Here is a 16,333-nt window from a genome sequence, read left to right as displayed (position 1 = left end):
GGGGCACACGATGAGCGTCCGAAGCTTTTCCTCGACCATCCTGACGGGATGCGCGCGCCACACCGTGGTCGGCCTGCTGGTCCTGCTGTCGGGCGTGCTGCTTGCCGGCGGGACGGCCATCGCCGCCGACGAGGTGGCGCTGCAGGACGTCAGCGTCGCGGCGCTGCCCGGCAATCGCGTCGAACTGAAGTTCACCATGAGCGGCCCCGCGCCATCGCCCAACACCTTTACCATCGACAACCCGGCCCGCCTCGCGCTGGACCTGCCGGGCACGCGCAATGCGCTGGCCACGCGTAGCCGCACCATCGGCACCGGGGCGGCGCGCAGCATGACGGTGGTCGAGGCGGGCGGGCGCACCCGCGTGGTGCTCAACCTCGCCCGCCTCGTCCCCTTCGAGACGCGTACCGAGGGCAATCAACTCTATCTGGTGCTGGAGGCCGCCGGGGGCGGCGCCGGGGTGCCGGCCACGGCTCGGCGCGAGGTGCGGGTGAACGACATTGATTTCCGCCGCGGCGACGCGGGCGAGGGCCTGGTCGTGGTGCGCCTGGGCGACCCGAACATGGCGGTGGACGTGCAGCGCACCGGTAACCGCCTGGTGGCCGAATTTCAGAATGCCACCCTGCCGCAGGAACTCGAGCGCAGCCTGGATGTGGCGGACTTCGCCACGCCCGTGAAGTCCATCGACACCTACGCCCAAGGCAACAACGTGCGCATGGTGGTCACGCCCGACGGGCCCTTCGAGTACGGTGCCTACCAGGTCGAGGACCGCTTCACGCTGGCGGTGAAGGTGCTGCCGAGCGGGCCCTCGCAGGACGGCGTCGTGGGGCAGCCCAAGTACACTGGGGAGCGCCTGTCGCTCAACTTCCAGGACATCGAGGTGCGCGCCCTGCTGCAGGTGCTGGCGGATTTCAACGACGTGAACCTCGTGACCACCGACAGCGTCTCCGGCAGTCTCACGCTGCGCCTACAGAACGTGCCGTGGGATCAGGCCATGGACATCATTCTCAACAGCCGCGGCCTCGGCATGCGCCAGCACGGCAATGTGTGGATGGTCGCGCCCGCGGCGGAGATCGCCGCGCGCGAGCGGGCCGAACTGGAGGCACGGCAGGGTATGTCCGAGCTGGTGCCGCTGATGAACGAGGCGATCCAGATCAACTACGCCCGCGCTCAGGACATCGCGTCGCTGCTGCGCAACGAGCAGAATACCTTGTTGTCCGGTCGCGGTAACATCGCGGTCGATGCCCGCACCAACCAGCTCCTGCTGCTCGACACCCCCGACCACATCGAGGCGGTGCGCAATCTCGTCGCCCAGCTCGACGTGCCGGTGCGCCAAGTGCTGATCGAGTCGCGCGTGGTGCTCGCCAGCAACGACTTCAGCCGGGAGTTGGGCGTGAAATTCGGGGTGTCGGGGGACCGCACCACCGGTAGCCACCAAGTGGGTGTCGGCGGCAACATCGGCGGCGCCGATACGGCCCGTCGCAGCGGCATCGATGCCACGACTCCCCCGGATCGTCTCAACGTCAACTTCCCGGTGACCAGCCTGTCGGGCAGCGCCGGCACCATCGGCCTTGCCGTGGCCAATCTGCGCCGCGGCATCCTGCTCGACCTCGAGCTGTCCGCCGCGCAGGCCGAAGGACGCTCGGAAACCGTATCCAGCCCGCGCGTCATCACCGCCAATCAGCGTGAGGCGGTCATTAAGCAGGGCGTGGAAATCCCCTTCACCGTGCCCGGCACCGCCAACAATCCGCCCACGGTGCAGTTCAAGGAGGCCCTGCTGGCGCTGACCGTGACGCCGCAGATCACCCCCGACGACCGCATCATCATGAGCCTGCAGATCAACAAGGACAGCCCGGACTTCGGTAGTGCCGTGCAGGGCAACCCGCCCATCAACAAGCAGGAAGTGCAGACCCAGGTGTTGGTGGACAACGGCGAGACGGTGGTGCTGGGTGGTATCTACGAGCAGACCAAGGCCACCAGTGTCCGTCGGGTTCCCTTCTTCAGCGATCTCCCTCTGATCGGTGTCCTGTTCCGCAACACGTTCAACCAGGATGACCGGTCTGAGTTGCTCGTGTTCGTGACGCCGAAAATTCTGAGCGAAAGCCTTAGCGGCCAGTGACCGGCGCCAGCCCGGCTCGCGCGCGAGCGGGCGGCCCGTATAATCGCCGGGACGTTCCCAGGCAACTGAATGATGGCAGACGCGCAGCAGGCGCCTTCGGCGCGACGGATATTCCTGGTCGGACTCATGGGCGCCGGCAAGACCACGGTCGGCCGGCGTCTCGCCGAGGCGCTGCAGCTCGAGTTCGTGGACAGTGACCACGAGATCGAGCGGCGCACGGGTGCCAGCATCCCGCTGATCTTCGATGTGGAGGGTGAGGCGGGTTTCCGGCGCCGCGAGGCGGCGGTGATCGATGAACTCACGCAGCGACGCGGCGTGGTGTTGGCGACGGGCGGCGGCGCGGTCCTGGATCCGGCCAACCGCCGCCACCTGGCGGAACGCGGTTTGGTGATCTACCTGAGCGCCTCGCTGGAGCAGCTCTGGCGGCGCACCTCGCGCGACCGCAACCGCCCGCTGTTGCAGACCCAGGACCCGCGCGCCAAGCTGAAGCAGCTCATGGTGGAGCGCGACCCCCTGTACCGGGAGATCGCCGATGTCGTGGTGGCCACGGACAAGCGCGGGGTCCGTCATGTGGTCGCCGAGATCCTCGGCCATCCCGCCCTGAGCGCCAAGTCGTAGGCCATGGTCGGCTATACTGCCGGTCCAGGCGCTTACGCAATGAACGACTCGCTCATGAAGACACTGCAGGTAGACCTCGGCGCGCGCAGTTACCCCATCCACATCGGCCCGGGGCTGTTGGCCCGCCGCGACCTTATCGCGCCGGCCATCGCCGGCCGCCAGGTGCTGGTGGTCACCAACGAGACCGTTGCCCCCCTTTACCTCGATGCCGCTCTGCGTTTGCTCGACGGCTTCCAGTGCCATACCTGCATCCTGCCCGACGGTGAGCGCTACAAGACGCTGGACACCGTCACCACGATTTTCGATACCCTGCTGGAGAACCGCCTCGACCGGCGTTGCACTATCGTCGCGCTCGGCGGGGGAGTGATCGGCGACATGGCGGGTTTCGCGGCGGCCTGTTATCAGCGCGGCGTCGCCTTCGTGCAGATCCCGACCACCTTGCTCGCTCAGGTCGATTCCTCGGTGGGCGGCAAGACCGGCGTGAATCATCCGCTCGGCAAGAACATGATCGGCGCCTTCCACCAACCGAACTGCGTGCTGATCGACACGGAGACCCTGCGTACCCTCGATCAGCGCGAATTGGCCGCCGGCATCGCCGAGGTCATCAAGTACGGACTGATCCGCGACCCCGAGTTCTTCACGTGGCTGGAGGAGAACATGGCGCGCCTGCTCGCGCGCGACCACGAGGCGCTCGCGTACGCCATCGAGCGCTCCTGCCGCAACAAGGCGGAAGTGGTAGCGGCCGACGAGCGCGAGGCGGGCCAACGCGCCTTGCTCAATCTCGGCCATACCTTCGGTCACGCGATCGAGACCGGGGTCGGTTACGGCGCCTGGCTGCACGGCGAGGCAGTGGCCACGGGGATGCTGATGGCGGCCGATCTGTCCGGTCGGCTGGGCTGGCTCAACGCGAACGATATACACCGTGTGGAGAACCTCATCGACCGGGCCCAGCTGCCCACCCGCGCGCCGGCGCAACTCGATTGCGGCCGTTTCGCCGAGTTGATGGCGGTCGACAAGAAGGTTCAGGACGCCCGTCTGCGCTTGGTGTTGTTGAAGGGCATCGGCGAGGCGGTGATCGCCGATGGCGTCGCACCGGATCTGATCTGCGAGACGGTGGTCGCGCACCGCGCATTGGCGTGAGGCGCCCACTCATTCGCCCGTCTGCTGTACGCTGCTGAACCATGCGCATCTACATGCAAACGCCGCCGACGGCCGAGGGTCCGCCCCGTTTTTGCCAGCTCATGCTTCAGCAGGACCTGCTGGAGGGTTGGACCTTGATCCAGGAGGCAGGTGCCCCGAACGGTGCGCGCCGCATCAAGCGCGTGCATTACCCGAGCTTCGATGCGGCCGAGGCGGCCCTCGTCCGGGCGCGCGACGCCCAGATCGCGCGGGGTTATCGGGTGATGTTCGTCGAAGGCGTAGGTCGCCAGTGAATACGGACCCGGCGCATTCCGGCGCACTCGCGGGCGCGGCCCTGCCGCCGTCGCCGCGGCCCTTCCTCGATCAGGGGCGGAGCCACCTGCTCGACATCCTCCAGCACCTCGTCGACTACAGCGCCCAGGTCTTGTTGGTGGCGGCACCCGCCGGACGTGGCAAGTCCGTGTTGGCCGCCGAACTTGCAACGCGCTGCAGTGCCCACGGCCGGGTGTGTTGCTTCCAGGCGGAGCCGGACCTCACCGCCGAGCTTCTGCTCCAGCACCTTGCGCATACGCTGGTCTTGAGCGAGGCGGAGGCGGTCAGCGGCGCGGCGTTGGAAGCGGCGCTTTTTCGGATGGGCGAGCAGGCGGTATTGGTCGTCGACGATGCGGACCGTCTGCCGCCGGAGGCGCTCGCCGTACTGCTCGCGTTCGGGCGCGAGGCCGACGAGGAGCCGCCGCCGGCCGTGCGCGTCGTGCTGTTCGCCGACGAGCATCTCGAGCTGCCGCCGATCTGCGTCCAGCGCCTCACCCTGGCGCCCTTCACGCCGGCGCAGGTCGCTGCCTATGTCGAACACCGCCTGGAGGTGTTGGACGACCCGCCGGTCTTCGATCGGGCGCAGATCGCGCGCCTGCATCACCTGACCGGGGGCAACCCGGGCGATATCGAACGCGAGCTTGCCGAGATTGTGGCCCGCGGAGGCGCTGAGCCGTATGGCCGGCTCGACCGCCTGCGCGATGCCGGCGCGCTCGTGCTGGCGCGCGTGCGGGCGTGGCGTGACCGTCTGCCGGTCGGTGCGCTACGCGGTGCTAGGAGTCCTGGCGGGGCGCGCGACGTAGCGCCCGTCGGGACGGCGGTGCAGTCGGCGTCTACCGTGCGCGCTGCGATTGATCTTTCCGCGGCGAAGGCGTGGTTGCACGCGCGGGCGAGCGTCGGCGTCGGGGCGGCCATCACATTCGCCATCCTCGTCGCCGTCGTCCTGATTCTCCCCCGAGGGGCGGTCGAAGAGCCGGCCGTGCCGGTCGCCCGGGCGCCCGACGCGACCACGCCCGAGCGGCCCGAGGCGCGCGTGGCACCGGCGGTGCCCGAGGCTGCGCCGCGCCGCGCCCCGGCCGGGCCGCCCATCGTGCAGGAGTTGCCGCTGCCGCCACGGGCCGACGCGCCGGCGCAACCGCGTCCGGCGCAGCCGACGGTGGCCGCGCCGGGCCACGCGGCCGCTGCCCAGCCCGAACCAGCAGCCACGGATCCTGACCCCGCGTCGGCCGTCGCGGAGCGGCCGATGCGCGCCGCGGGCGGTTGGCTCGCCGAACGCGACCCCGAGCATTACACGCTCCAGCTCGCCGCCGGCGGTCGGTCGGAGGCGCTGCGTGCCTATGCGGCGCGCCAGCCTCTAGACGGTGAGGCGGCGTTGATCGCCGGGATGCGCGACGGTGCGCCATGGTACACCCTGGTGTTCGGCGCGTTTGCCGACCGCGCGGCGGCCGAGGCCGCGCGCGATCGCCTGCAGACACAGTTGGAGATCCCGCCGTGGCCGCGTCGGATCGGGAGCTTGGAGGGAGAGGGCGAGGTGGTTGCGGTGTCCGCTTCGAGCCCATCCCCCGGCCCGCGCCCCACGTCCGCCTCGGCCGGTGGCGCGGCGCCGGGGGAGCCCGCGCCCGACGCGGGCGCGATCACCGGAGGCTCCGAGCCGGCCGCCTCGTCGGTCGGCTCGGCCGGCCGCGGCATGGTCTGGCTGTGGGCGCAGGATCAGGCCCATTACACCCTGCAGCTCACCGCGTCGGGCAGCGAGGCGGCGGTGCGCGAATTGATCGCCCGCGAGGGGATCGAGCGTCACGCCGCCTACTTCACCACCGCGCGCGACGACCAGCCGTGGTATGTGTTGATCTACGGTAGCTACCCCAGCGCCGAGGCGGCGCGCGCGGCGGTCGCCGATCTGCCCGCCGCCCTGCGTGAGGCAGGGCCCTGGCCACGCACCTTCGCCAGCGTGCAGCGTTCGGTCCGGCTGGACTGAGTTCGCGTTTGCCCCACGGTGCTGCTGCGGCCGCGTGCCGCGCGTTGATCCCGCTTCCCTCGCGCCTGTATACTGCCTGACCATTTGGCCGCTCGCTCGGCCCTCCCGCTCGACGCACGCACGCGAGCGCCGGCTCGCCCCGCGCTAGCCGACAAGCGCCCATGCACGGCAGAAAGGTTACGGCAGAAGTGACTGAACGACAGACCCCCGCCGGGTTGTACCAGCCCGCCTTCGAAAAGGATAACTGCGGCTTCGGCCTCATCGCGCAGATGGACGGCACGCCGAGTCATTGGCTCGTGCAGACCGCCATCGACTCGCTGGCCCGCCTGACGCATCGCGGCGCGGTGGCGGCCGACCGCAAGACCGGCGACGGCTGCGGACTGCTGATGAAGCGCCCCGACGCCTTCTTGCGCGCGGTGGCCGAGGACCAGGGCTGGCGCCTCGGCGAGAACTTCGCCGCGGGCGCGGTGTTCCTGAACCAGGACGCCGCGCTGGCGCAGCGTGCGCGCGACACGCTCGCGGGCGAACTCGCCCGCGAAGGACTCGAGGTGCTCGGCTGGCGCCCGCTGCCGACCGACCCCGCCGCTTGCGGTGCCGAGGCGCTCAAGAGCCTGCCGGTCATCGAGCACGTGTTCGTGAACGCGCCGGCCGACATGGACGGCGACGCCTTCGAGCGCCACCTTTATATTGCCCGCCGCCGCGCCGAGAAGGCCCTGGAGGCGGACGATCCCACCTTCTACGTGCCCAGCCTGTCCAGCCGCGTGCTGGCGTACAAGGGCTTGGTGATGCCGGCCAACCTGCCGCTGTTCTACCAGGACCTGAACGATCCGCGTCTGGAGTCCGCGCTGTGCGTGTTCCACCAGCGCTTCTCCACCAACACCTGGCCGCAGTGGCGCCTCGCGCAGCCGTTCCGCTTCCTGGCGCACAACGGTGAGATCAACACCGTGCAGGGCAACCGCAACTGGTCGATGGCGCGCGGCTACAAGTTCCAGACGCCGCTCATCCCGAACATGGAAGATGTGCGCCCGCTGGTGTCCATGACCGGCTCCGACTCGAACAGCCTCGACAACATGCTGGAGGCGCTGCTCGCCGGCGGCATGGACATCTTCCGCGCCATGCGCCTGCTGGTGCCGCCGGCGTGGCAGAACATCGAGACCATGGACTCGAACCTGCGCGCGTTCTACGAATATAACTCCATGCACATGGAGCCGTGGGACGGCCCGGCCGGCATCGTGATGACCGACGGGCGCTACGCGGCCTGCAGCATGGACCGCAACGGCCTGCGGCCCGCCCGCTACGTGATCACCCAGGACCGCCACATCACGCTGGCCTCCGAGATCGGCGTGTATCCGTATCAGCCCGAGGACGTGGTGGCCAAGGGCCGCCTGAAGCCCGGCCAGATGATCGCGGTCGATACCGACACCGGCGAGTTGCTGCTGCCCGAGGACATCGATCAGCGTCTCAAGGAGCGCCGACCCTACCGCGAGTGGCTCAACAAACACGCGCGCCGGCTCGATGCCATCCTGGATGAACCCCCGCGCGCGCCCGCGTTCGACGACGACACCCTGCTCGCCTACGAGAAGCAGTTCCAGGTGAGCTTCGAGGAGCGCGACCAGGTGCTGCGCGTGCTGGCCGAGGCCGGCCAGGAGGCGGTCGGCTCCATGGGTGATGACACCCCGGTCGCCGTGCTGTCGCGTCAGCAGCGCTCCTTGTACGACTACTTCCGCCAGCAGTTCGCGCAGGTCACCAACCCGCCCATCGACCCGCTGCGCGAGCAGATCGTGATGTCGCTGGAGACCTGCCTGGGCCGCGAGAAGAATCTGTTCGAGGAGACGCCCGAGCACGCCGCGCGTCTGCTGGTGGACTCGCCGGTGCTGTCCACCCACAAGTTCGAACAGCTGCTCGCGCTCGACGAGGCGGACTATGCGCACGAGCGCATCGACCTCAACTACACCCCCGCGGCCGAGGGCGAGCCCTCCCGCCTGCGCGCCGCGGTAGGAGCCGTCTGCGAGCAGGCGGTGGCCGCGGTGCGCGCCGGCAAGGTGGTGATCGTGCTGTCCGACCGCGCGATCACGCCCGGCAAGCTGCCGGTGCACGCGCTGCTGGCGGTGGGCGCGGTGCATCACCGCCTGATCCGCGAGGGCCTGCGCTGCGATGCCAATATCATCGTGGAGACCGGCAGCGCGCGCGATTCGCACCACTTCGCGGTGCTGATCGGTTACGGCGCCACCGCGGTCTACCCCTACCTCGCGTACGAGTCGCTGCGTCACATGCTGCGCACGCGCGAGATCGCCATGCCCCTGGAAATCGCCACGCACGAGGACGCCCAGGCACAGGCGGCGCTGCGCCTGGAGAGTAACTACCGCAAGGCGATCAACAAGGGTCTCTACAAGATCATCTCCAAGATGGGCATCTCGACCATCGCGAGCTACCGCGGCGCCCAGCTGTTCGAGTCGGTCGGCTTGCACGAGGAGGTGGTGGAGCTGTGCTTCAAGGGCACCACCAACCGCCTGTCGGGCGCGCACTTCGACGAGCTCGAGGCCGATCAGCGGGTGCTGGCCCAGCGCGCCTGGAACCTGCGCAAGCAGCGTGAACAGGGCGGCCTGCTGAAGTTCGTGCACGGCGGCGAGTATCACGCCTACAACCCCGACGTGGTCACCGCGCTGCGCGAGGCCTGTCGCACGGGCAGTATCGAGAGGTTCCGCGAGTACAGCCGCTTGGTGAACGAGCGGCCGATCTTCGCCTTCCGCGACATGCTGCGCCTGCGCAAGGACGTGCAGCCGATCGCGGTGGACGAGGTCGAGCCCCTCGAGGCGATCACCAAGCGCTTCGACAGCGCGGGCATGTCGCTCGGCGCGCTCTCGCCGGAGGCGCACGAGGCGCTCGCCATCGCCATGAACCGCCTCGGCGGGCGCTCGAATTCGGGCGAGGGCGGCGAAGACCCCGAGCGCTACGGCACCGAGCGCATGTCCAAGATCAAGCAGGTCGCCTCGGGCCGCTTCGGCGTGACGCCCGCGTATTTGGTGAACGCCGAGGTGCTGCAGATCAAGATCGCGCAGGGCGCCAAGCCCGGCGAGGGCGGCCAGCTGCCGGGCGACAAGGTCAATCCGCTGATCGCCAAGCTGCGTTATGCCAAGCCCGGGGTGGCGCTGATCTCGCCGCCGCCGCACCACGACATCTACTCCATCGAGGACCTGGCGCAGCTCATCTTCGATTTGAAGCAGGTGAACCCCAAGGCGCTGGTGTCGGTGAAGCTGGTGGCCGAGGCGGGGGTGGGCACCGTGGCGGCGGGCGTCGCCAAGGCCTACGCCGACCTCATCACCATCGCCGGCCACGACGGCGGCACCGGCGCCTCGCCGCTGACCAGCGTGAAGTACGCCGGCAGCCCGTGGGAGCTGGGCCTCACCGAGACCCACCAGACGCTGCGCAAGAACGACCTGCGCGACAAGGTGCGCGTGCAGACCGACGGCGGCCTGAAGACGGGGTTGGACGTGGTGAAGGCCGCGATCCTCGGTGCCGAGTCCTTCGGCTTCGGCACCGGGCCGATGATCGCGCTCGGCTGCAAGTATTTGCGCATCTGCCACCTGAACAACTGCGCGACGGGCGTGGCCACCCAGGACAAGGTGCTGCGCATGGAGCACTTCATCGGCCTGCCCGAGATGGTGATGAACTACTTCAAGTTCATCGCCGAGGAGACGCGCGAGATCATGGCGAGCCTCGGCGTGCGCACCATGGAGGAGCTGATCGGCCGCACCGACCTGCTGGAGCTGCTCGAGGGCGACACGCCCAAGCAGCGCCGCCTGGTGCTCGAGCCCATCGTCTCCGACGCGGGCGTGCCGGCCGACAAGCCGCGTTTCTGCACCGAGCCGCGCAACGAGCCCTTCGACAAAGGGGAGCTCGCCGAGACCATGGTGCACGAGTGCCTGCCCGCCATCGAGGCGCGCAGCGGCGGCAGTTACACCTTCCACGTTGAGAACGTGCACCGCTCCATCGGTGCGCGCCTGTCGGGCGAGATCGCGCTGCGTTACGGCAACCTCGGCATGGAGGATGCCCCCATCGAGGTGCGCCTGACCGGCACCGCGGGGCAGAGCTTCGGCGTGTGGAACGCGGGCGGTCTGCACATGTACCTCGAGGGCGACGCCAACGACTACGTGGGCAAGGGTATGGCCGGCGGCAAGCTGGTCATCTATCCGCCGCGCGCGAGCCGCTTCGCGTCCAACGAGACCACCATCATCGGCAACACCTGCCTGTACGGCGCGACCGGCGGCAAGCTGTTCGCCGCGGGGCTCGCCGGTGAGCGTTTCGCGGTGCGCAACTCCGGCGCCTGCGCGGTGGTGGAGGGCGTGGGTGACCACGGCTGCGAGTACATGACCGGCGGTGTGGTGACCGTGCTCGGCTCCACCGGCGTGAACTTCGGTGCCGGCATGACCGGCGGCTTCGCCTACGTGCTGGATGTCGAGAACCGATTCGTGGATCGTTACAACCACGAACTGATCGATATCCACCGCGTCGCGCCCGAGAACATGGAGGCGTACCGCAACTACCTCATGGGCATCATTCGCGAGTTCGTGGCCGAAACCGGCAGCGCCTGGGGCCAGCAGATACTGGACAACTTCCCCGAGTACGCGGGCAAGTTCTGGTTGGTCAAACCCAAGGCGGCGGAACTCGCGACGCTCCTGGACAGCCTCCTGAACGCGGCGTAAGCCGCGCTCACGCACCGACACAGAGTGATGGCAAAGAACAACTTTCAGTTTATCCAGCTGCCGCGCAAGGATCCGAAGAAGTTTCCGGTGGACGTGCGCGTGGAGAGCTTCGGCGAGATCTACGGCGGCTTCGATCCGGAGGGGGCGGGCGCGCAGGCCGCCCGCTGCCTGCACTGCGGCAACCCGTATTGCGAGTGGAAGTGCCCGGTGCACAACTACATCCCCAACTGGCTCAAGCTGGTGGCCGAGGGCAACCTGTTCGAGGCCGCGGAGCTCTCGCACCGAACCAACTCGCTGCCCGAGGTGTGCGGCCGCGTGTGCCCGCAGGACCGGCTGTGCGAGGGTGCCTGCACGCTGAACGACGGCTTCGGCGCGGTGACCATCGGCTCGATCGAGAAGTACATCGCCGACGAGGCCTTCAAGCAAGGCTGGCGCCCGGACCTGTCCAAGGTGAAGGCCACCGGCAAGCGCGTGGCCATCATCGGTGCCGGTCCGGCTGGCCTTGGCTGCGCCGACATCCTGGTGCGCAACGGCGTGGAGGCGGTGGTGTACGACCGCTATCCCGAGATCGGCGGCCTGCTCACCTTCGGTATTCCCGAGTTCAAGCTCGAGAAGAACATCATCCAGCGACGCCGCGAGGTGATGGAGGGCATGGGCGTGCGCTTCGTGCTCAACACCGAGGTCGGCAAGGACATCCCCCTGCAGCGGCTGCTCGACGAGTACGATGCGGTGTTCCTCGGCATGGGCACCTACAACTATATGAAGGGCGGCTTCCCCGGCGAGGACCTGCCCGGCGTGTACGACGCCCTGCCGTTCCTGATCTCCAACACCCGCCGTGTGATGGGGCTGGAACAGGAGCCTGGCGAGTTCATCGACATGCGCGGCCAGCGCGTGGTGGTGCTGGGCGGCGGCGACACCGCAATGGACTGCAACCGCACCTCCATCCGCCAGAAGGCCGCCAGCGTGACCTGCGCCTACCGCCGCGACGAGGCCAATATGCCGGGCTCCAAGCGCGAGGTGGCCAACGCCAAGGAAGAGGGCGTGCAGTTCCTGTGGAACCGTCAGCCGGTGGAGATCGTCGGCGTGGACCGCGTGGAGGGCGTGAAGGTGGTGACCACCGCCCTCGGCGAGCCCGACGAGCGCGGCCGCCGTCGTCCCGAGCCGGTGCCGGGCTCCGAGGAGATCCTGCCCGCCGACCGGGTGATCATCGCGTTCGGCTTCCGCCCCAACCCCGCGCCCTGGTTCGCCGACTTCGGCATCGAGACCGACGAGCGCGGGCGCGTGAAGGCCGGCGCGCAGGGCCACAAGTTCCAGACCACCAACCCCAAGATCTTCGCCGGCGGTGACATGGTGCGCGGCTCGGATCTGGTGGTCACCGCGGTGTTCGAAGGCCGCGAGGCGGCCGACGGCATCCTCGACTACCTGGACGTCTAGCGTGAGCCAACTCGCCAACGACCTGCTGCTGCGCGCGCTGCTCCGCCAGCCGGTGGAGCGCACGCCGGTGTGGATGATGCGCCAGGCGGGGCGCTACCTCCCCGAATACCGCGCCACGCGCACGCGCGCCGGCAGCTTCATGGACCTGTGCCGCAACGCCGAGCTCGCCTGCGAGGTCACGCTGCAGCCGCTCGCGCGCTACCGGCTCGATGCGGCGATCCTGTTCTCCGACATCCTCACCGTGCCCGACGCCATGGGCCTCGGGCTCTATTTTTCAGAGGGCGAGGGGCCGCGCTTCGAGCGCCCGGTGCGCAGCGAGGCGGACGTCGCGCGCCTCGGCGTGCCTGATCCCGAGGACGAACTCGGCTACGTGATGGACGCCGTGCGCACCATCCGCCGTGAGCTGCACGGCCGGGTGCCGCTGATCGGCTTTGCCGGTAGCCCCTGGACGTTGGCCACCTACATGGTGGAGGGCAGCTCCAGCAAGGAGTACGCGCACGTCAAAGGCATGATGTTCGACCGCCCCGAGTTGATGCACCGGCTGCTCGGTACGGTGGCCGATGCGGTGACCGCCTACCTGCGCGCGCAGATCGCGGCGGGTGCCCAGGCCGTCATGATCTTCGACACCTGGGGTGGCGTCTTGAGCCCGCGCGACTACCGCGCCTTTTCGCTGGCCTACATGCAGCGCATCGTGGCCGGGCTGCCGCGCGAACACGAGGGGCGGCGCGTGCCGGTGATCCTGTTCACCAAGGGCGGCGGCGCCTGGCTGGAAGGACAGGCCGACGCCGGTCCCGATGCGCTGGGGGTGGACTGGACGGTGGACCTCAGCGAGGCGCGGGCGCGCGTGGGCGATCGTGTCGCGCTGCAGGGCAACATGGACCCCTGCGTGCTGTACGCCTCGCCCGAGCGCATCCGCCAAGAGGTCGGGCTGATCCTGGAGAGCTACGGCCACGGCAGCGGGCACGTGTTCAACCTCGGCCACGGCATCCACCAGCACATCGAGCCCGAGCACGTCACCGCCTTCATCGAGGCGGTGCACGAACTGTCGCCGGCCTACCACACCGCCGGCGCGTAGGCGGGCTTACCCGCTGAACGAAGAAAGCCGCTCCTAGGAGCGGCTTTTTTTCTGCCGCGCGCCGCGCCGCCCTCAGAGCAGGGCGTCGAACAGGAAGGTCGGCGCGGTCATCGCGGCGCTGTGGATGCCGTGGTTGTAATAGCGGGTCTTGAACGGGCGCTCGACCACCGCCTCCTCGCGAAAACCCGACAGCGGCATGTCCTTGCAGGCCATGGTGCAGCTCCACCAGCCCGAGGGGTAGGTGCACTGCGGGAAGTTGAGCGTGAGGATGTCGAGGAACTCGGCGGCGCGCATCTCCCCGTGCATTTCCTTGAGCAGGTCGAGGTGGAACAGCGGTGATTCGCTCTGTCCCACGATGATGCCGTTGGTGCCCAGCGCGCGCCGGCAGTCGCGGTAGAAGTCGCGTGAGAACAGGCCCTTGGCGGGGCCGACCGGGTCGGTGCTGTCGACGATGATGACGTCGTAGAAGCCGTCCTCGGCATCCTTCACCCACTTGATGCCGTCCACGAAGTGCAGCTCGGCGCGCGGGTCGTCGTTGGACTCGCACAGCTCGGGGAAGAATTGCTCGGAGACGCGCGTGACGCGCTCGTCGATCTCCACCTGCTGTACGCGCTGCACGTCGGGGTGCTTGAGCACCTCGCGCAGGGTGCCACAGTCGCCGCCGCCGATGATCAGCACGTTGCGCGGATGGGGGTGAGCGAACAAGGCGGGGTGCGACATCATCTCGTGGTAGATGAAGTTGTCGCGGTCGGTCAGCATGACCAGGCCGTCGATGGTCATCAGGCGCCCGAAGGTCTCGGTCTCGTACACCTCGATACGCTGGTACTCGGACTGCTCCTCGTGGAGTTTCGCCTTCACCTTCAGCGACATGGCAAAGCCGTTCGACGTGTTGATCTCGGTGAACCAGCCGCTGTCCAGAGCCATACTTACCCCCGTGTCCAATTGGATTACGATGCAGACGAAAAACCGCTATTATCGCAGATTTTCGCGGCGGGCTCGAAACCCGCCGCCGACGGCTCGCGGATGCCGCGCGCAGCCACGGTTTGGGAGACGTGCATGACCGAATGGAGCATCAAGCAGGCGCGCGAGCAGTACAACATCGCCCACTGGGGCGGCGGGTACTTCGACGTCAACCCCGCCGGGCACGTGGTCGCGCGTCCCAAGCGCGACCCCGACCACGCCGGCGTCGACCTCTACCGGCTTGCGGAAGACATTCGCGCCGCGGGCCTCACGCTGCCGGTGCTGGTGCGTTTCACCGACATCCTCCACGACAGGGTCAACACCCAGTGCCAAGCCTTTGCCGAGGCCATGGACGAAGACGGCTACACCGGCGGCTTCACCGCCGTCTATCCGATCAAGGTGAACCAGCAGCGCCGCGTGGTGGAGGAGATACTCGGCTCCGGCAACGGCAATGTCGGCCTCGAGGCCGGCAGCAAACCCGAGCTGATGGCGGTGCTCGGCATCGCCCCCTCCGGCGGCGTGATCGTCTGCAACGGCTACAAGGACCGAGAGTACATCCGCCTTGCCCTCATCGGGCGCCAGCTCGGTCACCGCGTGTACATCGTGGTGGAGAAGCTCTCCGAGTTGCAGCTGGTGCTGGACGAGGCGTCCGCGATGGGGGTCGAACCGCTGCTCGGCGTGCGCGTGCGCCTGGCCTCGATCGGCGCGGGTAAGTGGCAGAACACCGGCGGCGAGAAGTCCAAGTTCGGCCTCTCCGCCGCGCAGGTGCTCACCGTGGTCGAGCGCCTCAAGCAGGCCGGCAGGCTCGAGGCCTTGCAGCTCCTGCACTTCCACCTCGGCTCGCAGATCGCCAACATCCGCGACATCCAGCGCGGCATGCGCGAGTGCGCGCGCTATTACGCCGAGCTGCATCGGCTGGGGGCGTCTATCGGCACCGTGGACGTCGGCGGCGGCCTGGGCATCGATTACGAAGGCACCCGCTCGCGCAGCTATTGCTCCATGAACTACAGCGTGCAGGAGTACGCCCGCAACGTGGTCCACGCACTGTGGGAGACCAGCGTCGAGCACGAGCTGCCGCACCCGCACATCATCACCGAGTCCGGGCGCGCCCTGACCGCGCACCACGCGGTGCTGCTCGCCAACGTGATCGACATGGAGCGCGCCCTGGAGCGCGCGCAACTCGAGCCCGTCACCGACGACGAGCCGCTCATCATCCAGGACCTGTGGCACGGGGTCGCCGCCCTGCAGGAGCCCGACGCCTCCGCCCGCAGCGCCATCGAGGCTTACCACGACGCGGTGCATTGGCTGTCGGAGGCGCACACCATGTACACCCACGGCGTGCTCGGCATCGAGCAGCGGGCGCGTGCCGAGGAGCTTTACTTCGCCACCTGTCGGCGGGCGCGCGAATTGCTGCAGCCCGCGGCGCGCGCGCACCGCGAGGTGCTGGACGAGCTCGACGAGAAGCTCGCCGACAAGTATTTCTGCAACTTCTCGGTGTTTCAGTCGCTGCCCGACGTGTGGGCCATCGACCAGATCTTCCCCATCATGCCGGTCCACCGCCTGGACGAGCCGCCCACGCGCCGCGCCGTGCTGCAGGACATCACCTGCGACTCGGACGGGCGCATCAGCAGCTATGTGGACGGCCACGGCATCGAGCCGAGCCTCGCGGTGCATCCGCTGCGCGAGGGCGAGCCGTATCTACTCGGCATCTTCCTGGTGGGCGCCTACCAGGAGATCCTCGGCGACATGCACAACCTGTTCGGCGACACCGACTCGGTGCATGTGACCCTGACCGAAGACGGCGGTCATCGCCTCGTGGAACCGCAGCGCGGCGACACCGTGGATTCGGTCCTGCGCTACGTACATTTCAGCGCCGACGTGCTGCTCGAGCGCTATCGGCGCAAGATCAAGGACGCCGCGGTGACCGAAGCGCAGCGCCTGGATTATCTGGAGGAGTTGCGTGCCGGTCTCACCGGCTACACCTATCTGGAGGACTGACG

At 68.5% G+C, this 16,333-nt stretch carries 10 protein-coding genes; 9 read left to right on the top strand and 1 reads right to left on the bottom strand.

Translation table 11 applies throughout. The features are described 5' to 3' along the window. The first annotated feature begins 10 nt into the window (after positions 1-10). From HUS23_06195 to hemE, 8 genes are all read left to right on the top strand, one after another. On the top strand, positions 11-2,116 hold the full coding sequence (locus tag HUS23_06195) for a type IV pilus secretin PilQ (protein ID QKT03423.1): 2,106 nt from the start codon (positions 11-13) through the stop codon (positions 2,114-2,116). Between the two features lie 69 nt (positions 2,117-2,185). Beyond that, on the top strand, positions 2,186-2,734 hold the full coding sequence (gene aroK, locus HUS23_06190; protein QKT03422.1) for a shikimate kinase AroK: 549 nt from the start codon (positions 2,186-2,188) through the stop codon (positions 2,732-2,734). Positions 2,735-2,788: 54 nt separating this feature from the next. Further along, positions 2,789-3,874, top strand: coding sequence for a 3-dehydroquinate synthase (aroB, locus tag HUS23_06185; protein ID QKT03421.1), 1,086 nt, complete (start codon positions 2,789-2,791; stop codon positions 3,872-3,874). A 41-nt stretch (positions 3,875-3,915) separates the two neighbouring features. Then, entirely contained in the window at positions 3,916-4,167 is a 252-nt protein-coding gene (locus tag HUS23_06180; GenBank protein QKT03420.1) for a WGR domain-containing protein, read from the top strand. Further along, positions 4,164-6,161, top strand: a complete 1,998-nt coding sequence (locus HUS23_06175; GenBank protein ID QKT03419.1) for an SPOR domain-containing protein — start codon at positions 4,164-4,166, stop codon at positions 6,159-6,161. Before HUS23_06180 ends, HUS23_06175 begins: the two co-directional genes overlap by 4 nt. A gap of 161 nt (positions 6,162-6,322) precedes the next feature. Next, positions 6,323-10,864: a glutamate synthase large subunit gene (gltB, locus tag HUS23_06170; GenBank protein QKT03418.1), complete on the top strand. Its 4,542-nt coding sequence runs from the start codon at positions 6,323-6,325 to the stop codon at positions 10,862-10,864. A gap of 27 nt (positions 10,865-10,891) precedes the next feature. After that, entirely contained in the window at positions 10,892-12,298 is a 1,407-nt protein-coding gene (locus HUS23_06165; GenBank protein ID QKT03417.1) for an FAD-dependent oxidoreductase, read from the top strand. A 1-nt stretch (position 12,299) separates the two neighbouring features. After that, the gene (gene hemE, locus HUS23_06160) at positions 12,300-13,373 is read left to right on the top strand and encodes a uroporphyrinogen decarboxylase (protein ID QKT03416.1); all 1,074 of its coding nucleotides are present in this window, start codon (positions 12,300-12,302) and stop codon (positions 13,371-13,373) included. A 72-nt stretch (positions 13,374-13,445) separates the two neighbouring features. Here hemE and speE read toward each other — a convergent pair whose 3' ends face one another. Continuing rightward, positions 13,446-14,297 (bottom strand): polyamine aminopropyltransferase, encoded by an 852-nt coding sequence (speE, locus tag HUS23_06155; protein ID QKT03415.1) that lies wholly within the window; start codon positions 14,295-14,297, stop codon positions 13,446-13,448. 132 nt (positions 14,298-14,429) lie between these two features. On the opposite strand from speE, the gene speA reads away from it, so the two are divergent. Next, the gene (gene speA / locus HUS23_06150) at positions 14,430-16,331 is read left to right on the top strand and encodes a biosynthetic arginine decarboxylase (protein QKT03414.1); all 1,902 of its coding nucleotides are present in this window, start codon (positions 14,430-14,432) and stop codon (positions 16,329-16,331) included. The last annotated feature ends 2 nt before the right edge of the window (positions 16,332-16,333 follow it).

This window comes from Ectothiorhodospiraceae bacterium 2226, assembly GCA_013348725.1.
GTDB lineage: Bacteria > Pseudomonadota > Gammaproteobacteria.
This window is presented reverse-complemented; position numbering and strand designations above follow the sequence as displayed.